The 23,687-nt window shown below is 67.1% G+C and carries 22 protein-coding genes and 1 pseudogene; 13 read left to right on the top strand and 10 right to left on the bottom strand.

The window, feature by feature from the left end; all coding sequences use genetic code 11:
- Positions 1-224, top strand: a pseudogene (locus RMO40_RS22950) (hypothetical protein); the annotation flags it as partial.
- Between the two features lie 19 nt (positions 225-243).
- Here RMO40_RS22950 and RMO40_RS22945 read toward each other — a convergent pair.
- Entirely contained in the window at positions 244-1,083 is an 840-nt protein-coding gene (locus tag RMO40_RS22945; protein ID WP_309725918.1) for a DUF2189 domain-containing protein, read from the bottom strand.
- A 66-nt stretch (positions 1,084-1,149) separates the two neighbouring features.
- Here RMO40_RS22945 and RMO40_RS22940 point away from each other — a divergent pair, with 66 nt between their 5' ends.
- The 5 genes from RMO40_RS22940 (at position 1,150) to infA (ending at position 7,881) form a co-directional block, all read left to right on the top strand.
- Positions 1,150-2,676 carry an ATP-binding protein gene (locus tag RMO40_RS22940; protein WP_309725917.1) on the top strand — a complete coding sequence of 509 codons (1,527 nt, stop codon included), beginning with the start codon at positions 1,150-1,152 and terminating at the stop codon, positions 2,674-2,676.
- 178 nt (positions 2,677-2,854) lie between these two features.
- Positions 2,855-3,346 carry a Cache 3/Cache 2 fusion domain-containing protein gene (locus RMO40_RS22935; protein WP_309725916.1) on the top strand — a complete coding sequence of 164 codons (492 nt, stop codon included), beginning with the start codon at positions 2,855-2,857 and terminating at the stop codon, positions 3,344-3,346.
- A 46-nt stretch (positions 3,347-3,392) separates the two neighbouring features.
- Positions 3,393-4,970 (top strand): methyl-accepting chemotaxis protein, encoded by a 1,578-nt coding sequence (locus RMO40_RS22930; RefSeq protein ID WP_309725915.1) that lies wholly within the window; start codon positions 3,393-3,395, stop codon positions 4,968-4,970.
- A 60-nt stretch (positions 4,971-5,030) separates the two neighbouring features.
- On the top strand, positions 5,031-7,496 hold the full coding sequence (locus RMO40_RS22925) for a DEAD/DEAH box helicase (RefSeq protein ID WP_309725914.1): 2,466 nt from the start codon (positions 5,031-5,033) through the stop codon (positions 7,494-7,496).
- Positions 7,497-7,641: 145 nt separating this feature from the next.
- Positions 7,642-7,881: a translation initiation factor IF-1 gene (gene infA, locus RMO40_RS22920; protein WP_309725913.1), complete on the top strand. Its 240-nt coding sequence runs from the start codon at positions 7,642-7,644 to the stop codon at positions 7,879-7,881.
- Positions 7,882-7,950: 69 nt separating this feature from the next.
- On the opposite strand, the gene RMO40_RS22915 is transcribed toward infA, so the two are convergent.
- The gene (locus RMO40_RS22915; protein ID WP_309725912.1) at positions 7,951-8,439 is read right to left on the bottom strand and encodes an Lrp/AsnC ligand binding domain-containing protein; all 489 of its coding nucleotides are present in this window, start codon (positions 8,437-8,439) and stop codon (positions 7,951-7,953) included.
- Between the two features lie 84 nt (positions 8,440-8,523).
- Here RMO40_RS22915 and RMO40_RS22910 point away from each other — a divergent pair, with 84 nt between their 5' ends.
- Both RMO40_RS22910 and RMO40_RS22905 read left to right on the top strand, forming a co-directional pair.
- Complete coding sequence (locus RMO40_RS22910; RefSeq protein ID WP_309725911.1) at positions 8,524-8,949, top strand: hypothetical protein; 426 nt, start codon at positions 8,524-8,526, stop codon at positions 8,947-8,949.
- A gap of 20 nt (positions 8,950-8,969) precedes the next feature.
- The gene (locus tag RMO40_RS22905; RefSeq protein WP_309725910.1) at positions 8,970-11,192 is read left to right on the top strand and encodes a patatin-like phospholipase family protein; all 2,223 of its coding nucleotides are present in this window, start codon (positions 8,970-8,972) and stop codon (positions 11,190-11,192) included.
- A gap of 16 nt (positions 11,193-11,208) precedes the next feature.
- On the opposite strand, the gene RMO40_RS22900 is transcribed toward RMO40_RS22905, so the two are convergent.
- Positions 11,209-12,156, bottom strand: a complete 948-nt coding sequence (locus tag RMO40_RS22900; protein WP_309725909.1) for a GAF domain-containing protein — start codon at positions 12,154-12,156, stop codon at positions 11,209-11,211.
- A 109-nt stretch (positions 12,157-12,265) separates the two neighbouring features.
- Between RMO40_RS22900 and RMO40_RS22895 the strand changes: the two genes are divergently transcribed.
- Entirely contained in the window at positions 12,266-13,030 is a 765-nt protein-coding gene (locus tag RMO40_RS22895; RefSeq protein WP_309725908.1) for an SDR family oxidoreductase, read from the top strand.
- 142 nt (positions 13,031-13,172) lie between these two features.
- Here the strand turns inward: RMO40_RS22895 and RMO40_RS22890 are convergent, their stop codons facing one another.
- Both RMO40_RS22890 and RMO40_RS22885 read right to left on the bottom strand, forming a co-directional pair.
- Complete coding sequence (locus tag RMO40_RS22890; RefSeq protein WP_309725907.1) at positions 13,173-15,455, bottom strand: molybdopterin cofactor-binding domain-containing protein; 2,283 nt, start codon at positions 15,453-15,455, stop codon at positions 13,173-13,175.
- The gene (locus RMO40_RS22885) at positions 15,452-15,934 is read right to left on the bottom strand and encodes a 2Fe-2S iron-sulfur cluster-binding protein (protein WP_309725906.1); all 483 of its coding nucleotides are present in this window, start codon (positions 15,932-15,934) and stop codon (positions 15,452-15,454) included. Before RMO40_RS22885 ends, RMO40_RS22890 begins: the two co-directional genes overlap by 4 nt.
- A 167-nt stretch (positions 15,935-16,101) precedes the next feature.
- On the opposite strand from RMO40_RS22885, the gene RMO40_RS22880 reads away from it, so the two are divergent.
- Complete coding sequence (locus RMO40_RS22880; protein ID WP_309725905.1) at positions 16,102-17,148, top strand: porin; 1,047 nt, start codon at positions 16,102-16,104, stop codon at positions 17,146-17,148.
- Positions 17,149-17,204: 56 nt separating this feature from the next.
- Here the strand turns inward: RMO40_RS22880 and RMO40_RS22875 are convergent, their stop codons facing one another.
- Positions 17,205-18,131 (bottom strand): DUF6929 family protein, encoded by a 927-nt coding sequence (locus tag RMO40_RS22875; protein WP_309725904.1) that lies wholly within the window; start codon positions 18,129-18,131, stop codon positions 17,205-17,207.
- 88 nt (positions 18,132-18,219) lie between these two features.
- Between RMO40_RS22875 and RMO40_RS22870 the strand changes: the two genes are divergently transcribed.
- Entirely contained in the window at positions 18,220-18,543 is a 324-nt protein-coding gene (locus RMO40_RS22870; protein ID WP_309725903.1) for a cupin domain-containing protein, read from the top strand.
- A gap of 6 nt (positions 18,544-18,549) precedes the next feature.
- On the opposite strand, the gene RMO40_RS22865 is transcribed toward RMO40_RS22870, so the two are convergent.
- On the bottom strand, positions 18,550-18,741 hold the full coding sequence (locus tag RMO40_RS22865) for a hypothetical protein (protein WP_309725902.1): 192 nt from the start codon (positions 18,739-18,741) through the stop codon (positions 18,550-18,552).
- A gap of 159 nt (positions 18,742-18,900) precedes the next feature.
- Here RMO40_RS22865 and ypfH point away from each other — a divergent pair, with 159 nt between their 5' ends.
- Together ypfH and RMO40_RS22855 are read left to right on the top strand one after the other, a co-directional pair.
- Complete coding sequence (ypfH, locus tag RMO40_RS22860) at positions 18,901-19,623, top strand: esterase (RefSeq protein ID WP_309725901.1); 723 nt, start codon at positions 18,901-18,903, stop codon at positions 19,621-19,623.
- A 307-nt stretch (positions 19,624-19,930) separates the two neighbouring features.
- Positions 19,931-20,353 carry a high-potential iron-sulfur protein gene (locus tag RMO40_RS22855; RefSeq protein WP_309725900.1) on the top strand — a complete coding sequence of 141 codons (423 nt, stop codon included), beginning with the start codon at positions 19,931-19,933 and terminating at the stop codon, positions 20,351-20,353.
- 333 nt (positions 20,354-20,686) lie between these two features.
- Here the strand turns inward: RMO40_RS22855 and RMO40_RS22850 are convergent, their stop codons facing one another.
- The 3 genes from RMO40_RS22850 to RMO40_RS22840 all read right to left on the bottom strand — a co-directional run.
- Complete coding sequence (locus tag RMO40_RS22850; protein ID WP_309725899.1) at positions 20,687-22,396, bottom strand: M14 family zinc carboxypeptidase; 1,710 nt, start codon at positions 22,394-22,396, stop codon at positions 20,687-20,689.
- Positions 22,397-22,418: 22 nt separating this feature from the next.
- Positions 22,419-23,177 carry a class II glutamine amidotransferase gene (locus RMO40_RS22845; protein ID WP_309725898.1) on the bottom strand — a complete coding sequence of 253 codons (759 nt, stop codon included), beginning with the start codon at positions 23,175-23,177 and terminating at the stop codon, positions 22,419-22,421.
- Between the two features lie 7 nt (positions 23,178-23,184).
- On the bottom strand, positions 23,185-23,687 hold a 503-nt coding region (locus RMO40_RS22840; RefSeq protein WP_489660227.1), incomplete at its 5' end, for an NAD(P)/FAD-dependent oxidoreductase.

Below are 23,687 nucleotides of genomic sequence, written 5' to 3'. Positions count from 1 at the left end.
GTCAGATGCAGCGCCGCCAGATGACGCTGGAGGTGCAGCAGATCGGCGCCTTCGGCGGCTGCTTCAACGATGGGTGTGTGGCGCTGCTGGTGGGCGCCGGTGTGGTGGCCGCTGCGAGCGCCGTGGTGTCGGGCAGCATCGCGGTGGTGGGCAACGTGGTCTATTGGATCGAGCGACAGGGGCAATGCAGGCCCTGGCCCGCACCGCCGCCCGTGCTGCGCTGAAGCCTCGCCGGGCCGGCTTTCAGGTCGCCGGTGTCGGCGTGGGCGAGGCCGGCAGCTCGCCCACCGCCGCTCGGTACGCGTGCCAGGTGGCGTGGCCCAGCACCGGGCCGACCACCAGCAAGCCGAGGAACCACGGCAACAAGGCCAGCACCACCAGCGCGGTGATCAGCGCGCCCCAGCACAGCAGCACAAAGGTCTGCGTGAACACCAGGCGCAGGCTGGTGAGGGCGGCGGTGATGGCGTCGGTCTGGCGATCCAGAATCATCGGGATCGACACCACGCTCACCGCAAAGATCAACCCCGCGAACAGCGCGCCGACGCCGAGGTAGGCGACCACGAAGCCGATGTGTTCGAGCGCCAGCACCTTGAGCAGCGAGCCCTTGAAGTCGGGCATGCCGTCGAAGCTGACCGCAAACACCACCAGCGCCGCGCGGCCCCACAGCATTTCGAGCACCAGCAGTGCAAAGCCGAAGATCGCCAAGGTGCCGATGCGCGTGCGCCAGGCCAGCAGCGAGTCGACGAAACGGGGCGCCTCGCCACGCTCCAGCTGCTGGCTCACGCGGTACAGGCCCATGCACATGAAAGGCCCCATCAGAAGAAAGCCCGCCGACAGCGCAAGCACATAAACCGGTGCATGCTCGAACACCGCCATCAGCGCCCAGCCCATGCCCACAAAACACGCGCCATAGAACAGGCCGATCCACGGCGCGCGCAAAAAATCGCGCACTCCCAGGCGCAACCATTCACCCAACTGGTGCAGCCGCAATGGGTGCAACGGGATGTCGAGCGCGGTGGTGGGCGGTGCTGCGGCGTGGGGGGCGGGTTCGAGCGACATGATGGTGTCGAATATGGAGGTCATTGCAGCTCGCCGTGCCCCTCGTTCTCCCCGATACACAAGCCACTTTGACGGGATAGTCTGATTCCAATGAGCGACACCACCGGGCACGACGCCGCCTATTACGCCCGCCGCCTGGTCGACCATGTTCCCTCGCTGCTCGCCTACTGGGACCGCGACCTGCGCTGCCGCTTTGCCAACCTGGCCTACGCGCGCTGGTTCAAGCGGTCTCCCGAGCAGCTGATCGGCGCGTCGATGCCCGAGCTGGTGGGCGAGCGTTGGCCACTCCTCGAGCGGCATGCCCGCGCTGCGCTGCGCGGTGATGTACAGACCTTCGAGCGCCACATCACCGCACCTGACGGCCTCATTCGCTACAGCCTGGCGCACTACGTGCCCGACATCGTCGACGGCGAGGTGCTGGGTTTCACGGTGCAGGTTACCGAGATCACCAAGGTCAAGAAGACCGAGGAGGCCTTGCGTGCCGAGATGGCCGAGCGTGCGCGCGCCTACGAGCTCTTGCGCGAGAGCGAGATTGCCTTGCGCGAGGCCCAGCGGCTGGGGCAGATCGGCGGCTGGGTGTGGGACCTCGTCAACGACACCAGCATCTGGTCGGAAGAGCTCTACGCCATCCTCGGCTGCGACCCGACCCAACCCCCGCCCGTCGGCGACGAACACGGCAAGCTGTACACCCCACAGAGCTGGGAGGCGCTGCGCTCGGCAGTCAGGCGTGCGCTGAAAACCGGCGAGCCGTATGGCGTCGAGGTCGAGTACCACCGGCCCGACGGCAGCATGGGCTGGCTTGAAGCCCGAGGCGAAGCGGTGCGCAACGAGGCGGGCGCGATCGTCAAGCTGCGTGGCGTGGTGATGGAGATCACCAACCGCCGCCAGGTCGAAGAAGCCCGCCGACAGCGCGACGTGGCCGAGGCCGCCAGCCACAACAAGACGCAGTTCCTGTCGCGGGTCAGCCATGAGCTGCGCACGCCACTCAACGCCGTGCTCGGCTTTGCGCAGCTGAGCCAGATGGACGACACGCTGAGCGCCAAACACCGCCAGTGGGCCGCCGTCATCATGAGCAGCGGGCAGCACATGCTCGACCTCATTGAAGACATCCTCGACCTGTCAGGCGCCGAGCTGGGCCACCTCAGTGTGGCGAGCGTCGACATGGACCTGGGCGCACTCATGCTGGCGAGCCTGGCCGAGCTGACCATGCTGGCCGACCAGGCGCAGGTGAGCCTGGTGCCGCAGCTGCCGCAGGGGGTGCCGTTGCGGGTGATGGGCGACCCGCGGCGGGTGCGCCAGATCGTCAACAACCTGCTGTCGAACGCCATCAAGTACAACCATGCGGGCGGCCGTGTCACGCTGACGGCCATCGACCGCGGGCCGGTGGTCGAGCTGCGGGTCGAAGACACCGGTGTGGGCATGTCGGCGACGCAACTCGAACGCATGTTCACCCCCTTCGACCGCCTGGGGGCGGAATCGACCGGCGTCAAGGGCAGTGGCATCGGCCTGGCCCTGGCCAAGAAGCTGGTCGAGATGATGGATGGGGAAATCCGCGTGCACAGCCAGCCCGGCAAGGGCTCGGCCTTTCTGGTCACGCTGCCGGCGGCAAAAACCTAGCCTCCTGGACCGGCGTCGGTGCAGCGGCCGGCATGACATACAGGCAGGAAATGCGGGTTTTGACCGGGGCCGATGAAACGCTCTGTGTCGCCCGGCTCAGGTTCTTGCGAAGCGCGCCGACAACCTACCAAGTGCTGGCATGAGGCCGGTTCTCAACCCTTTCCATTGGAGTGTGACCGTGAAGACTTATCCCCACGCCATCGCCGCGGCGGCCTTGTTCGCCGCCTGCCTGTCGGCTCATGCCTATGAGCCCAAAGCCACCATCGCCGACCTCGACGCCCGCCTGGCCAAGATCGGCGCCCCCAAGATCGACGGCACCGACGTGGTCGGCGGCAAAACCGTGCCGGCCATCTACTTCGGCGAGCGCAAGATCAACAACAACTACGACGTCGTGGATGCGGTGCGCAAGGCCCACAACGCCACCGCCACGGTGTTCGTCAAAGATGGCGACGAGTTCGTGCGCGTCAGCACCAACGTGCTCACGCCCGAAGGCAAACGTGGTGTGGGCACCCAGTTGGCGCGCAACGCCGCGTATGCCGCCGTCAGCAAGGGTGAGCAGTTCTGCGGCCCCATCGACGTGCTCGGCACCGCATTTGACGCTTGCTACAACCCGATCAAGGATGCGGGCGGCAAGATCATTGGCGTGAGCTACATCGGCCATAAAAAGTAAGCACGGCAGCGCAGCTCTCAGGCCCGCGTCTTTGGAAGAGAACGCCATGAAGATTGTTTCCAGGGTGACACACGCCTTCCTGCACATGGGCATCGGGCGCCAGCTGACGGCCGCCTTTTCTCTGGAGCTGGTGCTGCTGGCCGTGTTGGGCGCCATCTCGTTGGTGTCTCTGGCCCGAACGGACCAAAGCGCCACCGAGTTGTCGCAGAAGTGGCTCTCGGGCGTCGGCCATCTGGCCGAAGCGCGCGCCTCGATCGTGGAGATGCGCGAGATGGAGGTCAAGCACAGCGCGACCCAAGACCGCAGCTACCACGCCGAGTACGAAGAAAAGATCGCGGCTGCGAGCAAGGTGGCCAGCGCCGCGCTGGCAGGCTACAAGGCGCTGGTGGTGGGTGAAGAAGAAGTCAAGCTGCACGCCGCCGTCGACCAGAGTTGGGCCGCATACCAGAAGTCTGCCCAGCAGGTGGTGTCGCTGGGGCGCGACAAGAAGCAGGCCGATGCCGCCGGCGTCAGCGACGGGGCTTCGTCGATGGCGCTCGACGAGACCCTGGGTGCGCTGAGCGCCCTCGCCAAATTCAGTTTCGAGGGCGGGCGCAGTTCCGCCGAGCGCGCCCATGCCACCTATGTGCGGGCCAAGGGTGTGGTGACCGGGCTGCTGGTCACTGCCCTGGTGCTGGGGGCTGCCATGGCGCTGCTGATCACCCGTGGCCTGCTCGGCCAGCTGGGCGGCGAGCCGCGCACCGCGGTGAACCTCGCCCGTGCCGTGGCCGGCGGTGACTTGAGCACCCCGATCGTGGTCAAGCCCGGCGACACCACCAGCCTGATGGCCGCCTTGCAAGCCATGCAGACCGCCCTGACCGACACCGTGCGCCAGGTTCGCCAGGGTTCCGAGAGCGTGGCCACGGCCAGCTCGCAAATTGCCGAAGGCAACCTCGACCTGTCGGGCCGCACCGAACAACAGGCCGGTGCCCTGCAGCAGACCGCCGCGACCATGGACGAGCTGGGCACCACGGTGCGCAACAACGCCGAGAACGCGCGCCAGGCCAATCAACTGGCACAAGGTGCGGCTGCGGTGGCCACCAAGGGCGGTGCGGCGGTGGGCCAGGTCGTGCAGACGATGAAGGGCATCAACGACAGCAGCCGCAAGATTGCCGACATCATCTCGGTGATCGACGGCATTGCGTTCCAGACCAACATCCTCGCGCTCAATGCGGCGGTGGAGGCTGCGCGTGCAGGCGAGCAAGGGCGCGGCTTCGCGGTGGTGGCCAGCGAGGTGCGCAGCCTGGCCAAGCGCAGCGCCGACGCCGCCAAGGAGATCAAGGCGCTCATCACCGCCAGTGTCGAACGTGTGGAGCAAGGCACGACCCAGGTCGATCAGGCCGGCCACACCATGGAAGAGATCGTGGTGGCCATCGGCCGGGTCAGCGCCATCGTGGGCGAGATCAGCAGCGCGAGCGCCGAACAAAGCTCCGGTGTGTCGCAGGTGAGCCAGGCCGTCACGCAGATGGATCAGACCACGCAGCAAAATGCGGCGCTCGTGGAACAGAGTGCCGCCGCTGCGGAAAGTTTGAAGCAGCAGGCCCACCAGCTGGTGCAGGCGGTTGCGGTGTTCCGTCTGGCATAAAGGTGCAGTTGTCTCGGTGAGGGGGATGTGACCCCCCATCGCCCCTGCACAATCGCGGCGATGACCTTGGAGGACACGCCCGCTGCCCACTTCCGCCCTCGCCTCACGTTGCAAACGCTGGGCCGCGGTGAGGGGCTGCTGGGGTTGAAGCCGGCCGGCCCCTTCGGCCCACGCGGGCCGAACGTCACCGTGGCACAAATCGATTGGGTCTACGTCGGCGACGACGGCCTGCGCTGGGAAACACCGGCCCCGACCTCGGTGCTCAACAGCCGCGCACCGGCGCTGCAGCTCGTGCAAGACACCCGCGGTCGCGAACACCGCTTGCGGCGCAACCGCAGCGCCGAGGCCGACGCGCTCGACGCGGTGTGGGCCGCCGGCCTGCACCCGGTGCCCGGCGAGGCCATGCAATGGCGTGCGAACGCCACGCTCTCGGGTCCGCTGTGGACCCTCGTGCAGGAAGACTTCTTCGGCGACTTCTGGGCCGAGGTGGTGCCGCAGTGGCAAGCCCAGGGCTGGGCCATCGTCGTGCGGCCCGGCTTTGCGCACGAGACCTTGCGGGTCGACGCCTGGCGCCTGGTCATTGACCCGGTGAGCGGCGAGGTGCTGGGCAAGGAGCCGGCTGCGCCGCTGCGCCGGCCGGATGTGGTGAAGGCCTTGCAGCTGCCCGAGCGTGAAGGCTCGTGGATGTTGTCGCTCGGTGTCGAGATCGCAGGTGTTGCCTGGGACCTGGTGCCACTGCTGGCCGACCTGCTCAAGCGCGACGGCCGCTGGCTCGACGCGAGAAAGATCGCCGCCATCGACGACCACGCGCTGATCCGACTGCATGCACCCGGTGGCCGGCGCATCGACGCACCGGCGGCACCGCTCAAGGCCATTGTCGGTGCAATGGTGGATTTGCTGACCGACCCGCGCCGCGCCGCCGGGCCGCTGGTGTTGTCGTCGTGGGAAGCGCAGCGCCTGGATGTTTTGCGCCTGAGCCTGATGGACACGCAGGCGCAACGTGCCGGCCCGCATGGGGCGTGGCAACTGCAAGGCGAGGCGGGCCTGCGATCGCTTGCGCAACGCCTGCAAGGTGTGGGTGAACCGCAGGCGGTGGCGGCGCCTCAGGGCCTCGGCGTACAACTGCGGCCCTACCAGCTGCAAGGTGTGGCCTGGCTGCAATACCTGCGCGAGCAGCGGCTCGCCGGCATCCTGGCCGACGACATGGGCTTGGGCAAAACGGCGCAGGCGCTGGCGCATCTGCTGATCGAGCAGCAGGCGGGGCGGCTCGATGTGCCGGCCCTGGTGGTGTTGCCCACCTCGCTCATCTTCAACTGGCAGGCCGAGGCCCGGCGCATGGCGCCGTCGCTACGCCTGCTCACACTGCAAGGGCCCGAGCGCGCCAAAAACTTTGCGCGCATGCGCGAGCACGACGTGGTGCTCACCACCTACCCGCTCTTGTGGCGCGACATCGAGGCGCTGTCTGCGCAGCCGTTTCACCTGCTGATCCTGGACGAAGCGCAGACGGTGAAAAACGCCGCCGGCCGCAGCGCCAACGCCGTGCGCCGATTGAACGCGCGCCACCGCCTGTGCCTGACTGGCACGCCGCTTGAAAACCACCTGGGCGAACTGTGGGCGCAGTTCGACTTCCTGATGCCCGGCTTTCTGGGTGATGCGCGCAGCTTCACGCGGCTGTGGCGCAAGCCGATCGAGGACAACGGCGAGACGCTGCGTGCCCAACTGCTCGCACAACGGGTGCGGCCTTTCATCCTGCGCCGGCGCAAGCAGGACGTGGCCACCGAGCTGCCACCGCGCACCGAGGTCATCAAGCGCGTGAAGCTGCAAGGCCGACAACGCGACCTGTACGAAAGTGTGCGTGTGGCATCAGACGAGATCGTGCGCCGCGTGCTGCAGCGCAAAGGTTTTGCCAGCGCGCAGATCAGCATCCTCGATGCGCTCTTGAAACTGCGGCAGGTGTGTTGTGACCCGCATCTGCTGAAAGGCGCCAGGACGCCAAAAACCATGGAGCGCGCCAAGCTGGAGCTGCTGCGCGACATGTTGCCCGCACTGGTCGACGAAGGCCGGCGGGTGCTGGTGTTTTCGCAATTCACCGAGATGCTGGGTCTGATCGAACACGAACTCGATGCACTGCAATTGTCCTGGCTCGCGCTGACCGGCCGCACGCCCGTGGCGCAGCGTGGGGCGGTGGTGCAACGTTTTCAGGCGCAGGAGGTGCCCATCCTGCTGGTCAGCCTGAAAGCCGGTGGCCTGGGCCTGAACCTCACCGCCGCCGACACCGTGATCCACATGGACCCGTGGTGGAACCCGGCGGTCGAAGAGCAGGCCACCGCCCGCGCTCACCGCATCGGGCAGGGCCAGCCGGTGTTTGTCTACAAGCTGGTCGTCGAAGGCAGCATCGAAGAGCGCATGCTGGAGCTGCAAGCCCGCAAGCAGGCCCTGGCCGAAGGGGTGCTGGGGCATGACGACGATGCCGCGCGCAAGTTCAGCGCCGAGGATTTGCAGGCATTGTTGGCACCCCTGGCTTGAGCGGGGCCATGGGCCGGGCGTTACAATCGCGCGTTCCCTCAAGCCGACCTGCCCACAAGTCTGCACACCCTTCGAATCGTCTCTGACAAGGCCCCCCAAGCCTTGGCCTTGCGTTCGTCGCATCGCCAACCCATCGGAGACGACCATGGCCAAAGAAGAACTGATTGAAATGCAAGGCGCAGTCACTGAAGTGCTGCCCGACTCGCGCTTTCGCGTGACCCTGGAAAACGGCCACCAGCTCGTGGCCTACACCTCCGGCAAGATGCGCAAGCACCACATCCGCATCCTGGCGGGTGACAAGGTGTCGCTCGAGCTGTCGCCCTATGACCTGAGCAAGGGCCGCATCATGTTCCGCCATCTGGAGCGCCGCGCAGGCAGCTGGTAATCCCCCTCCGTTCGGGCTGAGCCCGCCGAAGGGCCCTTCGACAGGCTCAGGGCGAACGGAGATGCACCTTCACAGCGGCAGCGCCGTTGTGTTCTTCACCTCTTCCATCACCGCATAGGTGTGCGTCTCGCGCACACCGGGCAGCGTCCAGATCACGGACCCCACCAGCTCGCGGTAGGCCGCCATGTCGGCCACGCGGGTCTTGATCAGGTAGTCGAAGCCGCCCGCCACCATGTGGCATTCCAGTATCTCGGGGCGCACCTGAACCGCAGCGCGAAACGCGTTGAACACATCGGGCGTCGTGCGGTCGAGCACCACCTGGATGAACACCATCATTCCCGCGTTGAGCTTGTTCGGGTTGAGGCGCGCCTCGTACCCGAGGATGAAGCCGTCGCGCGTGAGCCGTTTCACCCGCTCCAGCACCGCCGTCGGCGAGAGGTGAATCTCTTCGGCCAGCTTCAGGTTGGAGATGCGCCCATCGGCCTGCAGCAGCCGCAGGATCTTGGTGTCGGTTTTGTCCAGGCCATCGGGCGGTGTGGCAAGGGCTGGGACTTTCATGGGCAATCACTCCGGTGCAACTGGGCGGCTCGCTGACGCTGGGTTATAAACCGGCGTCAATCTATACATCATCGGAGGATTTTCATGCGCTTGTCCCGCTGGCTGTTGGTGCCGCTGATCCTCGTGCTCTTGCTCGCGGCCTACGTCTTTGTGGTGTCGAGCTGGAACTACTCCACCGGCGAGCGTGCAGGCTGGGTTCAGAAGCTGTCAAAGAAGGGCTGGTTGTGCAAGACCTGGGAAGGCGAACTCTCGCTTGTCTCCATGCCAGGCGCGACGCCGCAGACCTTTTTGTTCACCGTGCGCGACGACGCGGTGGCCGAGAAGATCAACCAGGTGATGGGCAAGCGGGTTGCGCTGCACTATGAAGAAAAAGTGGGCTTGCCCTCCAGCTGCTTCGGCGAAACGCGCCACTACGTCTCTGGCGTGCGGGCGCAAGACGAGATCTCGCTGATGCCGGGCGTGGTGGTGCCAGTGCCTGCCGCGCCTGCTGCGTCAGCCGCCTCGCGCTGAGCGGCGCCGTGGCGAGCCGGGTGCAGCATGCTGCCTGGGGTGTGGCGCTGTTGTGCGCCCTGGGCGCGGCCAAGGCGCAAACCGCCCCGCAAGCTCCGCCTGATGCCACCAACGCGCGGCCACGCATTGGCCTCGTGCTCTCTGGCGGCGGCGCGCGCGGCGGCGCACACATCGGTGTGCTCAAGGTGCTGGAAGAGCTGCGCGTGCCGGTCGACGTGATCGTCGGCACCAGCGCCGGCTCCATCGTCGGCTCGGCCTATGCGAGCGGCCTGCCGCTGAATGACATCGAGACCGAGATGCAGGGCCTGTCGACGTCGACCCTGTTCCACGACGTGTCGCGCGAAGACACGCCTTACCGCCGCAAGGCCGACGACGCCATCAACTACCTCGGCCCCGAGATGGGCCTGAGCATGAACGGCTTGTCGCTACCCAAGGGCGCAGTGGCCGGGGTGTCGCTCGAAGCCGTGTTGCGCCGCCTCACGCGCCGCCAGTCCAGCACCGACTTCGATCGCCTGCCGATTCCGTTTCGCGCGGTGGCCACCGATCTGGCCAGCTCAGAGATGGTGGTCATCTCGCAGGGCCAGCTGGCCTTGGCGGCGCGCGCCAGCATGGCGGTGCCGGGCGCGGTCAATCCGGTCGAGATCGACGGCCGCTTGCTGGTGGACGGCGGACTCAAGCGCAACCTGCCGGTCGACGTGGCGCGCCAGATGGGCGCCGACGTGGTGATCGCGATCAACATCGGCACACCGCTGCTCAAGCGCAAGCAGATCACCTCGCTGTTGTCGGTGACCGACCAGGTGCTGCGCATCCTGACCGACGCCAACGTGGAGCAGTCGTTGAAGGAGCTGACGCCACGCGACGTATTGATCAAGCCCGACCTGAAGGACATCAGCTCCTCGGCCTTCGACCGCCTGGGCGAAGCTTCGCAACAAGGCGAGCTCGCGGCGCGCGAGGCCAGCGCCCAGCTGGCGCGCTACAGCCTGAGCGAAGCGGCCTACCGGGCCCACCTGGCCTCGCGTGCGCGCACCGAGAGCGAGGCGGCGCAGACGATCAACGAAGTGCGTGTGGTCGGCACCAAGGTGGTCAACCCCGAGGTGGTGTTGGCCGCGATGGAAACGAAAGCCGGCGCACCGCTCGACCCGCAACAACTCGACCGCGACATCAAGCGCATCTACAGCCGTGGCGACTTCGAAAGCGTCAACTACACCCTGACCGAAGAGCCCGGTGAAGGCCGCGTGCTGATCGCCGAGGTGACCGAAAAGTCGTGGGGCCCGAACTTCCTGCGTTTCGGTTTGTCGCTCTCGTCCGACTTCGAAGGCAACTCCTTCTTCAACCTGCTGGCCAGCCACCGCTGGACCTGGCTCAACGCGCTCGGTGCCGAGTGGCGCAACGACCTGCAGCTGGGCCAGACCGATCGCCTGATGAGCGAGTGGTACCAGCCGCTCACCGAGCGTCAGCGGGCGTTCATTGCACCGCGTGTCGAGCTGGCCGATGAGCCTTTCGACCTCTACAACCCCGACAACGACAAACGCCTCGCGCGCTTTCGGCGCCAGTCCGGCGAGTTCGGCCTCGATGTGGGCACCCCCTTGGGCAACGGCGGCGAAGCGCGGTTGGGCCTGGTGCGCGGGCGGTCACGGTTCACCGACGACACCAGTTTTATTCCGGCCTCTGACCTGAGCGCGCGGGTGCAGGTGGGCGGTGTGCTGGCCCGGCTGCGGGTGGACCGGCTCGACAGCCTGAGCTTCCCGCGCTCCGGTTATGCGGGTGAGCTGCGGCTGTTCTTCTCGCGCCCCGGCATGGGTGCCGATGAGGCCTACACCAAGGCCTCGTTGGCCTTGCAGGGCGCGACCCACTCGGGCCCGCATGCGCTGCGCGCGGCGGTGCGTGCCGGTGGCAACCTGAAAGACGGCAGCCTGCCGGCCCACGAGCTGTTCAAGCTGGGCGGCTTCCTGCAGCTCTCGGGCTACAAGACCGGGCAGTTGCTGGGCACCGACATGCGCTTCGGCCGCGTGGTCTACAACTACCGCCTGTCGGGCCCCGGTTTCCTCGACGGCATGTACGCCGGCACCTCGCTCGAAGCCGGCCGCATCAGCGACCTGGCCCTGCTCGGCGCCACCCCCAGGACGCGGCGAGGCGCTTCGCTCTATTTCGCGCTCGACACCCCCATCGGCCCGTTCTACGTGGCCTATGGCGTGGGCGATGGCGGCAACCGCGCGGCCTACCTGTTCCTCGGTCAGCCCTGAGCGTGTTGGGCTGCCGCTAAAAGTAGAGCGCCACCACCTCGCTGACGGCACCGTCGGCCACCACCGGCAAGGCGATGAGCGACTGCAGGCCTGCGGCCTTGGCCGAGCTTCCCACGCAGCCCGGCTCGCTGCCGGCGGCCTCGTTGACCACCGGCACCCCGCTTGCAAATGCCTTGCCGATCGCACCGGCCAGCACCGTGCCACCTTCGGAGGCACGCAGTGGCCCGGCGCTTTCGCAGAAACCGAACACCCGCTGCAGGCCTTGGCGCGAGTCATCGGGCGCCCAGCACTCGATGCGCTTGGCGATCGGCGTCTGGGTGGTCGACAACAGGGCGAGCACATACGCATCGCTGCCGGGCGTGCTGCAAGGGAAGGCGAGGCCCCGGTTGATGCCGGCCTCGGCGGCGCTGTCGGCGCGCAAGAACTTGCCCGCCTGGTCGAGGTCGTCGATCAGCACCGCCGCGCCTTTTTGCCAGGCCATGCCGGGCAGGCCGCTGCCGCGCGGCAGGTAGGTGTCGCGCGTGAGGGACTCGAACTCGTCGGCCGTGCTGCCGCCGAAGTAGCCGTCGACGAGGGTCATGTCGGAGGTGACACGGGCGTTGTTGCGCCACAGTTCCACCGCACCGTCGTGCGCGTTGTCGTGGGCGTGGGTGCCGCCGCAAAACAGCACCACCACGGCGGTCATGGTGTCGCCCAGGAACATGGGCAACGCGATCGCGCAGCTGAAGCCGGCTTCGCGCGCGGCGTCGGCACGCCGGAAGTACGAGCCTTCAAACTGCTTGAGCACGATCGGCCGGCCGTCGAACCAGGCCCGCCCGGGCAGGCCTTCGCCGCGGCCAAAACACATGGCGCGGCTGCTCGCACCAAAACCGGTCGCCGCGCCGAACAGGCCACCGCCGAATTCAAGCAGGCTGCGGTCGGGCGTCGGCAGCCAGACTTCCGCAGCTTTGATGAGTGTGTTCATGGGCAGGTCCAGGGCAGAAAGGTCAGCTCTGTACAGCAGGTTTCGAGCCAGCCAGTGCGCCGTTACCATCGTTGTTCGGTGATGTGTTGCACCGGCAAGGAGTGGCGTGATGAGCAAGAAGGTCTGTGTGGTGACGGGTTCGTCGTCGGGCATCGGTGCCGCCACGGCGCGCCTGTTTGCCGGCAAGGGCTGGAACGTGGTCATCAACTACTCGCGTGAGCCGGCGCCGGCCGAGGCCGTCGCCGCGCAGTGCGAGGCGCTGGGTGCCGAGGTGCTGCTGGTCAAGGCCGACGTGGCGCAAGACGCCGATTGCCGGCGCCTGGCGAGCGAGGTCGAGGCGCGTTTCGGCCGCGCCGATGTGCTGGTCAACAACGCCGGCACCACCAAGTTTGTCGACCTGAAAAACCTCGACGGCCTGGAGGCCGAAGACTTCCACAAGATCTACAGCGTGAACGTGATCGGTGCCTACCAGATGACACGTGCGCTGGCCCCTCTCTTGCGCCAGCACGTGGGCGCGGGCGTGGTCAATGTGTCGTCGGTGGCCTCGATGATGGGCCGCGGTTCGTCGCTGGCCTACATGGCTTCCAAGGGCGCGCTGAACGCGATGACGGTCGGCCTGGCACGCGCGCTCGCGCCCCACGTGCGGGTCAACGCCATCGCGCCGGGGCTGGTCGAAACCCCGTGGCTGCAAGAAGGCCTGGGCGCCGAGGGCTACCAGCGCGGTGTCGACTGGTACAAGGGCCGCGCTGCGCTGGAGGCCGTGATCACGCCCGAAGACGTGGCCGAAACGGCGTGGTACCTCGGTGCGAGTGCGGCCAAGACCACCGGTGAGGTGATCCTGGTCGACGCGGGCTTGCGCATCAGCAAGGTGTGATGGCCAGCCTGCTGCGGCTTTAGGTCTCCGTTTGCCCGCACCTGTATTCCGTTCGCCCTGAGCCTGTCGAAGGGTGCGGCCGGTGCACGGCGCTGGCTTCGACAGGCTCAGCCCGAACGGCAGGGCGGATCGACCGCTGAGGTCACGCCACCAGCGGCAAGGCCCGCGCGCGTTTCCCGGTCAGCACGAACAAGGCATTGGCCACCGCCGGGGCGATCGGCGGTGTGCCGGGTTCGCCCACACCACCTGGCGGGTTGGTGCTGGCGATCAAGTGGGTTTCGATGCGCGGGGTGTCGGCCAGCTTCAGCACCGGGTGGTTGGGGAAGTTGTTCTGCTTCACCACGCCCGCTTCAATGTCGATGCGGCCATACAAGGCCGCGCTCAGGCCGTAGATCACGGCGCTTTCCATCTGCTGCGCCACGATGCCGGGGTTGACCACGGTGCCGATGTCGGCCGCGCACACCACGCGGTGCACACGCGGCTTGCCGTCCACCAGTGAGACCTCGGCCACCTCGGCCACGATGCTGCCGAAGCTCTCGTGCAAGGCCACACCGCGTGCGCGTCCGGCCGGCAGCGGCTGGCTCCAGCCGGCCTTGGCTGCGGCGAGCTTGAGCACCGCCGCATGGCGCGGCATGGCGGTCAGCAGCGACAGGCGGAAGGCCACCGGGTCTTGCTTGAGCTCGAACGCCAGTTCGTCGATGAAGCCTTCCGAGAAAAACGCGTTGTGCGAGTGGCCGACCGAGCGCCAGAAGCCCACCGGCACGCCGCTTCGCGTGGCCACGTGGGCGATGCGCTGGTGGGCGATGGCGTACGGCAGGTCGAACAGGCCTTCGCTCGCGGTCTTGTCGGGCAGGTCGACGGGGCCGGCCAGTGCGGGCAGGCCGCGCTCGATCCAGCGCGGCGTGATCATGTCGCCGGCGCTGGTGATGCTCAGGCCGCTGACGGCGCCTTGGGCGTCGATGCTGGCCTGCATCACCGCCACGCCCGCCGGGCGGTAGAAGTCGTGCATGGTGTCTTCTTCGCGCGGCCACACCATCTGCACCGGGCGGCCGTTGGCCTCCATCGCGATGCGCACCGCCTGGCCCACGTAGTCAACTTCCAGCCGGCGGCCGAAACCACCACCGATGTAGGTCACGTGCAGGTTCACCGCGTCGACGTTCACACCCGCCACACGCGCCGCCTCGGCGCGGGCCATGTCGGGCACCTGGGTCGGCGCCCACACGTCGACGATGCCGCCCTTCACCCGCACCGTGCAGTTGATCGGCTCCATCGCCACGTGCGCCAGGTAGGGCGCGTGGTACACGGCCTCGAGACGGCGGGTGGCTGCGGCGCTGGCGGCTTGCACGTCACCGGTCTTGTGAAAGGCGAAGCCGCCTTGCGCGGCAGCGGCGGCGCGGGCGGTGGCTTCCAGATGGCTGGCGATCTGCTTCGAATCGGGCGCGCCGGCGGGCGGCGCGCGCCATTCGATGTCGAGCGCCTGCGCACCTTGTTTGGCGTGCCAGTAGGTGCGACCCACCACAGCCACGGCGGGGGTCGATCCGGCATAGGGGCCGAGCCGGATCACCCGCTCGACGCCGGGCAGCTTCATCGCCGCTTCGCTGTCTACCCGGCCCGGGCTGCCGCCCAACACCGGGCAGTGACGCACCACCGCATACAGCTGGCCCGGTTCGCGGGTGTCGATGCCGAAGCGCGCGCTGCCGTCGATCTTGGCCGCGAGGTCGATGCGCGGGGCGGAGGTGCCGATCAGGCGCCAATTTTTCGGGTCCTTCGGTTTAACGTCACCCACCGGCGTCGACGCAGCCACACGGGCCAGCTCGCCGAAATGCGCGCTTTGTTTGGCGCCGGAGTGGCTGACCACGCCGCTGTGGATCTCCAGCTCCTCGCGCGGCAGCTTCCATTGCAGCGAGGCGGCGCCCAGCAGCTGCGCGCGCGCCGTGGCGGCGGCCAGGCGCAGCACGTTCCACGCGTCGGCCACGCTGGACGACCCGCCGGTGACGCTGATGCCCAGCTCGCGCGCCACCTTGCTGACGATCCAGCGGCCGGTTTTCACGCCGCCGGTTTCACGGCCGGGCTCGCTGTCATGCGGGTGGATCGGCAGGCTGCTGACGAACATGGCGACGTTGCCGTAAAGCTTGTCGGGTGCGGCCTGCACCAGCTTGATCTTGGCGAGCGAGATGTCGAGCTCTTCGGCCACCAGCATGGCCAGCGCGGTGTGCACACCCTGGCCCATTTCGCTGCGGTTCATCGCGAGCTGCAGCGTGCCGTCGGGGTTGACCTTGATCCAGCCGTTCAAACCCACCGGGCCTTCAGCGGCGGGCGGTGTGTCGGGGCGGCCCTGGCGGCTGCGCGGGGGCAGCACACCCCAGCCGACCACCAGCGCGCCGGTCACGCCGGCGCCGAGCAGGAGCATGTGGCGGCGCTTCATGCGACCGCCTTGCCTTCGCCACGCAAGGTTTTGGCCGCTGTCTTGATGGCCTCCCGAATGCGGGGGTAGGTGCCGCAGCGGCAGATGTTGGTGATGGCGGCGTCGATCTCGGCGTCGCCGGGGTCGCGGTTTTTCGACAGCAGGTCGGCGGCCGCCATCAGCATGCCGCTCTGGCAGTAGCCACATTGCGGCACCTGGTGCGTCACCCAGGCCTTTTGCAGGGCATGCGGTTGATCGACCGAGCCCAGGGCTTCGATGGTGCGTACCGGCAAGCCCCGCACGGCCGACAGCGGCGTCACGCAGGAGCGCACGGCTTGTCCGTCCACATGCACCGTGCAGGCCCCGCAGGCCGCCACGCCGCACCCAAACTTGGTGCCGGTGAGGTTGAGCACGTCACGGATCACCCACAGCAAGGGCATGTTGGGGTCGACGTCTGCGTCGGCGATCGTTCGGCTCTGGCCGTTGACGCTGAGATCCATGGGCTGGCTCCATCCGCGATGAGGTGGGCGCATTCTGCTGCATCGGCCCCAGGCGCCGGGCAGACACAATGCAGACCCGTTGGCGTGCCGCAGGTACGAGCCTTGCATACAAGTTCCGAGATTTTGTTGATTCCCCTACTCATCACAACCGTTGGAGTGCTCCTTCCATGACCCATCCTCTCAAAGCCGCTGCCCTGGCCGCCGCCACGCTCTGCCTGCCGATCGCTGCGGCGGCGCAGTCTTCGGCTTCCGTCTACGGCCTGATCGACATGTCGGCCGGCCAGTTCCAGGACGCGGGCGCGCTCAAGGTCAAGAAGGCGCAGAGCGGCAACATGACCACCAGCTACCTGGGCTTCAAGGGCACCGAAGAACTGGGCGGCACCATCAAGGCCATCTTCGCGCTCGAGACCTTCTACCTGGCCGACACCGGCGCTGCAGGCCGTTTTGGGGGTGACGCGTTCTGGGCGCGTGCCGCCTGGGTGGGCTTGCAGGGCGAGTTCGGTGCCACCCGGCTGGGCCGCACCACCAACCAGTTTTTTGTCTCCACGCTGATCTTCAATGCCTTCGGTGACTCGTTCGGTTACTCGCCGTCGATCCGCCAGGTGCTGACGCCCACGGTGGCGCACCCGCAGATGCTGGCCTTCCTGGGCGACACCGGCTGGAGCAACTCCATCCTCTACTCCAGCCCGAGCTCGGGCGGTTTCAGCTTCAACCTGCAAGGCTCGCTCGGTGAAGGTGCTGCCAGCGCGCGTGGCCGCAACGTGGGCGCCAACGTGCTCTATTTCGGTGGCCCGTTCGCGGCCACGGTGGCGGCGCAGCAGGTCAAACAAGGCATCAGCGGCTTCACCCCGGCCATCCAGTCGGCCGGCTTCAAGAGCCAGGACTCGGTGCAGGTGGGTGCCTCGTATGACCTGAAGGTGGTCAAGCTTTTCGGCCAGTACAGCCAGGTCAAGACCCAGGCCACAGTCGACACCAAGAGCACCATCTACGGTTTCGGTGCGTCGGCTCCCCTCGGCCCAGGCAAGCTGCTGGCCCAGTACGGCAATGCCAAGGCCGAGTTCCCGACCAGCGACGTGGTGAGCAAGACGCTGACCGTCGGCTACGACTACTTCCTGTCGAAGAACACCGACGTCTACGCCCTGGTGATGAACGACAAGCTCACCGGCCTGGCCAACGGCAACACCATTGCGTTGGGCTTGAAGCTGAAGTTCTGAGCGTACTGAGCGCCCCCGTGGGGGGTCAAGAAAACTTGGGCGGCCCGGCGTTTTCTTCAGAGCCGGGTGAACAGCAACTGAGAACTCAGGCGCGGGTCGTCGGCATCGGTCACCAGGCAGATGTCGATGCCCGCCGCGTGCGCTCGGGCGGCAATCCCTTCGACCTTGAGGGCGGTGTCGGCCAGCCGGTGCAGCGCCACCAGTTCACCAGCGGCATCGACCACCCCCAGCGCGCTGCCACGGCAAGGCCCGTCGGCATAACTGTCGGCGGTGTTTTCGGCCGCCGCGCAGAAGAGCCAGCCACCGCCGGGCAGCGCGGTGCCATCGGTGAAGCCCAACTCGACACCGTCGATGGCACCCAGCCGGTACGGCTTGATGGCGCGTGGCGCCACCGTGTGGCGTTTGCCTTGCATCACCGCGCGCAACTCGCTCAGCCGGTAGTGCACCGCCGCGTTGTCCGACTCACCGCTGATGCCACGGTGCAGCAGCACGAGCGAGCCACCGATCCACATCGCACCTTCGATGTTGATCTCGCCCAACGCGGCTCGCAGTGGTTCGTAAAGCGGCTTCAAATCGAAGCGCTGCACGCGTGACGACGGCTCACCGCGCGCACCGAGCGGGATCACGATGCCGGCGTCGCGGTTGGGCCGCGAGCCCGAGCCAAAGGCCACCAACGTGCCGTGATCCCCACCGGGCAGCAGCAGCAAGGCCTCCAGATCGGGCTTCAGTTGTTTGCGCGCCTTTTTCGACTGCGGCAGGTCGCCCGGAAGAATGCGGTGCAGCGCGCCCGGGCTGTGCAGGTCACGAAACACCGCCAGGTGGTGCTCGTCGTCTGACACGACATACGCCCGGCCGTGGGCACACACCAGGCCGCTCGCGGCACTGAAATGCGGCTGGCCACGCGGGTGTTCGGCTTCGGTCACCGTCAACGAGCGCAGCGGCTCGGCCAGCAGCGCTTGTGTCGTGAAAGGCAGCGTGTTCATGCACCAAGGCTAGCAGCGGCGGCTGACAGAGGCGCCGGGCCGCCCGAAAGCTGTTAGAACCGAGCTTTCTTGCGCATTGGAGAGCCCCATGGCCCAGACACACGCCCGCTCAGGACAGGTGGTCAGCGTTCTCCCACTCGGCGATCAACTCGGCAGCGCCAAGACCACGGCCCTGCTCAAGGCCGAGCAGCTGGAGGTGATTCGAGTGGTGCTGCTGGCCGGCAAAGAAATGCGCGAGCACAAGACGCCGGGCGAGATCACGGTGCAGTGCATCGAGGGCCGCATCGAGTTCCGCACCCCCGACGCGGTGCAGGTGCTGTCGCCGGGCGACTTCATGCACCTCGCGCGCGAAGAGCCGCACTCGCTGCGGGCGATCACCGACGCGTCGGCGCTGGTGACGATTCGGTTGTGATGCCGCTCAGCTGTTGGCTGGCTTGAAGTAGCGCGCTTCGAGCACCTTGGCGTTGGTCAGGTGCAGCTTGACCTGCACACGCTCCAGCCAGGTCAGCGGCTGAATGCGCCCATCGGGCATGGCCAGGACGGCGCCGAGGATCGGCTCGTCTTCGATGCGGGATTCCTGGAACTGGCGTGCCAACAATGCTTCGCTCATGGGGGTCTCCTGTGTCTGCGTTTGACGAGATCGTCACGGCAGCTTCTGCCTGTAACAAGTTGTAGTGTAGGCAGCGGGCCTCGGCGAGAGAAGGGGTTGGGCGGGGTGTTACCTATGGGCAAACCCTTGCTGCCGGCGCGGCGGGTGCAAACTCTCGTCATGCCCGTCACCGCCCTTGCCCACCTGCCCCCCAGCGGCCCGACCGAGCTGCTGTTCCTGCTGTTCCATGGTGTGGGTGCCGACGCCTCCAACATGACGCCGCTGGCGCAGCGCCTGGTGGCCGAGTACCCGCAGGCGGCGGTGGTCTGCCTCAATGCGCCGGATGCCTTTGATGGCATTCCAGGTGGGGGCTCAGGCTGGCAGTGGTTTTCTCTGCGTGAGCTGAACGATGCCAACCGCGCCGAGCGCGTGGCAGCAGCGTTGCCGAGGTTCGTGGCGACCGTGCGCGCGCTGCAGCAGCAGTTCGGCATGACCTGGGAGCGCACCGCGCTGGCCGGCTTTTCGCAGGGCGCGATCATGGCCTTGGAAGCGGTGCAGGCCGAGCCCGCGCTGGCGGGCCGGGTGCTGGCGTTTGCCGGCCGCCACGCATTGCAGCCGGTGCATGCGCCGCACGACACCACGCTGCACTTCTTTCACGGCATGGTCGACGCGGTGATCCCGCCCGGCCCGGCCATCGACTCGGCGGAACGCCTGGTCGCGCTCGGCGGCGACGTGACGGCCGACGTGCTGCCACACATCGGCCACGAGCTGCACCCGCTGCTGATCGACAAGGCGATCGAGCAGCTGCGCACCTTCTTGCCCAAGAAGGTCTGGCGCGACGTGATGAGCGAAGCGCCCATCGTGCCGCGTGTCGCGTCGAGCGACGAGCTGGGCGAGGGCTGAAGGCGGGCTGAGTGCTTCAAGCGCCGTGAGCGATGTGCTTGTTTGTGCGTCGGTTTGTCTCTGATGTTGAAAACAGGTTTCGGGTTGGAGCTTGTGGAGCTGGTCTCGCCCGATCGCTTTAGAAAGAGAAAATCTCGGGCGGCAGCTTTGCGGCCGATCTTCCGTCGGCTCTTCGCGGCCACTCCCGGTCACGCGACCAACCCAATCTGGCGCCTGCTGGCGCGGGGGGCGTCGACAGTCGACAATTGTCCGGGCCGTGAGTCGAGCGATCACGGAATCACCCGCCCACCGAACGCAAAGGCACCCCATGAACTCCCGTCGTCACTTCATCGCCATCCTGCCTTTCGCCGGCCTGTCCGTCCTTTACGCTTGCGGCGACAAGGCGGCATCAACGTCGGCTGCTCCTGCGCCCACACCTGCGCCCACACCTGCACCTGCTCCCGCACCGGAACCGGCCGCCGCACCAGCTGTAACGGCCACGTCCGCCCCGGCGCCCGCAGCCGCTGCCGCGGGCCCGATGGTCGACCCGGCCGAGGCCGCCGCCGTCGCGCTGGGTTACGTATCTGACGCAAAGGCCACGAAGGACCCCAAGCATGCCGTTGGCGCGGCATGCGCCAACTGCGCACTGTTTGCCGGCAAGCCCGGCGACGCCACTGGGTCCTGCCCGCTGTTCCCAGGCAAGCAGGTAGCAGCGGCTGGCTGGTGCACGGCATACCAGAAGAAGGCCTGAGCTCTCGGCTCCCGTCAGCATGGTGCGGGGCGGCGTCGTTTCCAGCTCGCTGACCGCTGGCAAGAACGGGCAGTCGGCACCCAGCAGCCTTCTGTCTCGCTTGCACCGTGCCGCTTTCTGGCTGGCGGTTTAAACGGCCGGATGCCCGGTCAGAGTCGGCCGTACCGGTTCGCCGCTTTCAGAAGCAGCCACTGCGGGTGCAACGCTTGGCGCCGTTGCACGCAGCTTGGTCGCCGCCAGCCAATATCAGCTTCCAGCGTAGACCTGCCTCAGCCCTGCGGAAGTCATCAATCTCAGCTTTCGGCCCGACCGGCCCAAGGACGACTCCTGGCCTCAGTCCAACACCACCGTGGCCTTCACCGCCCCCGCCCGATCGGCGCGTGCGCTCAGCGCCAGCTGCGTCCCTTTGGGCGCGCGAACCACCCACTCTGCCACCGCGCGGTCGGCGGTGATGTCGCGGGTCGGCAAAAAGTGTTGCAGTGAATTTTTCGGCGCATGGCCTTCGAGCTGTGGGCCTTCGAAACGCTCCTTGCCGCTGACCAGCGACACCGTGGGGTCGCTCGGCGGCAGATGGATCTCGAACATCACCCCGCGCACCACCTTGCGCTCGAGCGCGCGTTTGCTCACGTAAGCCGGCAGCCAGCCGCTGTTGCACACCGCGAAGCGCACCCGCCAGGTGTCGGGGCCGAGCGCGCGCACTTCGGTGCGCAGCACTTCGAGCTTGGGCAGGCTGAGCGCGATCTGCGTCATCCACTTCGGGAAACGTGCGGCCTCGCGCTCGCGCAAATGTGGCGGCGGGTTGCGCCAGAAATTCATCTTGTCCCAGCCGCCGATCTCGATGGCGCCCAGCTGCGGGTGGTGAAACGGTTTCCAGTCGGCATGGGCCTGGCCGGCGCAGTGGTCGTCGCTCCACTTCAGGAGCTTCAGGTCGTCTTCGACCGGGTGCTCGCGGTACCAGTCGATCCACTTGTAGTCGGTGATGCCGGCTTCCTTGTTGGGCGACCAGATCTCGACCACCCAGAACAGCGCGCCCAGGTGTTCGTAGACCCAGTCTTGCGTGCCGGTGATGGTTTCTTTCGGGTGGTACTTGAAGTCGTGCCAGATGCTGATCGCCGGGTAGCCGGTGAGCTCCTGCCCCAGCTTGCTGAAACGTTTGAAGGCCCACAGGTCTTCGGGAATCATGTCGTCGTCGCTGTGCGTGCCCATCGGCCGCAGGATCACGCCGCTGTGCGTGTGGTAGCTGATGGCCGCGCCGATGTTGGGGTGCTTGACGATGAAGTCGACCATCGCCCGCACCTCGGGCTCGCTGGTCGGGTAGGGGCCGGCGCCGACCTGCTCGCCTTCTTGCCGCCACTGCCCGGGGAAGTTGCGGTTCAGGTCCAGCCCTTCGGCGTCGGGGTTGACCTTGACGGTGAGGCCGTCGAAGTTCTTCAGCGTGCCCTCGGGGATCACGCGGTAGTACTCGCCGCCAAATTCGCCCGGCTCACGCGCCACCATCAGGCGCGGGTCCTGGGCGCATTTTTTGTGGCTGCCCATCGGGTCGGGCACGCGCATGAAGAGCATGCGGCCGTCGCCGTCGACGTCTTCCATGGTCAGGCCCTCGACCGTGTCTTCGTCGAACGGGTAACGCCGGGTGGACGAGCGGATGTGGCGCGGCTTGTCGCCGAGGGCCAGCTCGGCGCCGTCGGGGTTCAGGCGAGGGCAGATGTAGACCGTGCGGGTGTCGAGCAGCTGCGTGATCTCGCGGTCGCTGCCGTAGCCGCTCAGCAACTGATGCAGGTAGTAGAGGCAGGCGGTGCTCGCGGTCAGCTCGGCGGCGTGGATGTTGCCGTCGAGCCAGAAGGCGGGTTTGTCTTCGGCCGGCCCGGTCGCGGTGTGCGTGAGGGTGGCGACCCAGATGTCGCGGCCTTCGTGGCTCTTGCCCATCGAGGCCACCTGCAAGAGCGCGGGGTAGGCGTCGGCGTAGTCGAACAGCAGCCGCGTCAGCGCGTCGTATTTGTAGAAGGTGTCGAAGCGGGGGGTGGGCGGTTTGGGCAGGGTCATGTGCGGGGTTCTCGGGGTCGGGTCAGGTGGGGGTGGCTTGGCCATCGACAAAGACACGCAGCTCGCCGGGCGCAAACGCCACCCAGGCTTCGTTGGCGGTGAGCGGCTGCGTCACCACCACAGCAACCCGGTCAGTGGGTTGGGTGAGCTGGGCAAAGTCGACGCTCATGTCTTCGTCTTGCAAGTGGGCGGTGTGAAACGGGTGCTGGCGCAGCAGGTAGTGCAGCTGGGTCGAGCAGTGCGCCCACAGCGCCTGCCCGTTGCTGAGCATGAAGTTGAAGGTGCCGTGCGCGGCGATGCGTGGTGCCAGCTCGCGCAATGTGACGGTGAGCTCGGCGATCGACGGCACACCGGCATGCGCCTTGGCCAGCTCCTGCATCAGCCAGCAGAAGGCCAGCTCGCTGTCGGTGTCGCCCACCGGGCGGAAAGCGCCGTGCAGCGGCGGCGCAAAGTTCTTCAGGTCGCCGTTGTGCGCAAAGGCCCAGTAGCGGCCCCACAGCTCGCGCTGGAAGGGGTGGGTGTTTTGCAGCGCCACCCGGCCCTGCGTGGCCTTGCGGATGTGGGCGATGACGTTGTCGCTGCGGATCGGGTAGTGCCGCACCATCTCGGCCACGGGTGACACGGCAGCGCTTTGGGCGTCGACGAAGAGGCGCACGCCGGCGTCTTCGAAAAAGGCGATGCCGAAGCCGTCTTTGTGCTCTTCGGCGCGCCTGGCAAAACCGGTGAAGCTGAACACCAGGTCGGTGGGTGTGTTGGCGTTCATTCCGAGCAGTTGGCACATGGTGTGGCTACTCGGTGAACAGGCGCCTGACGCCCTTGAACGTGAACAGCTGGCCCGGGTTGCTCGTTTCGTTGAGCACGCCGCTCATGCGCTGCAGCAGGCGTTTGCTCTTGCGTGCGCGCCAGATCAGCAGGTCGATCAACCACGGGTGGGCGTTGACGCGGTTGCCACGTTCGTACAGCTCGAAGCGCGGCTTCAAGGCCTGCAGCGCGGCTTCGTAGTGCTGGCGCACGGCGGCGTCGTCTTGTCGATCTCGCACGATGGCCTCGGCGGCGAGCATGCCGGTCTCCAGCGCCTTGCCGATGCCTTCGCCGGTGAACGAGTAGGTGCTGCCGACGGCCTCGCCGGTCACCAGCAAACCGGCGCGGCTGTAACGCGCGCCGCTCAGGTTGAAGCGCAGCGGCGCGCCTTTTAAACCGCCTTGCATCACACCGCCGGCCATCAGCTCACGGGCCGGCGCGTAAAACTCGCAGAAGCTCTCGAACACCTGGCGCAGGTTGACGCTTTGTT

Source organism: Rhizobacter sp. (genome assembly GCF_031412075.1).
Classification (GTDB): domain Bacteria; phylum Pseudomonadota; class Gammaproteobacteria; order Burkholderiales; family Burkholderiaceae_C; genus Rhizobacter.
The sequence above is the reverse complement of the archived record's forward strand: the minus strand, read 5'-3'. Positions and strand labels throughout refer to the sequence as shown.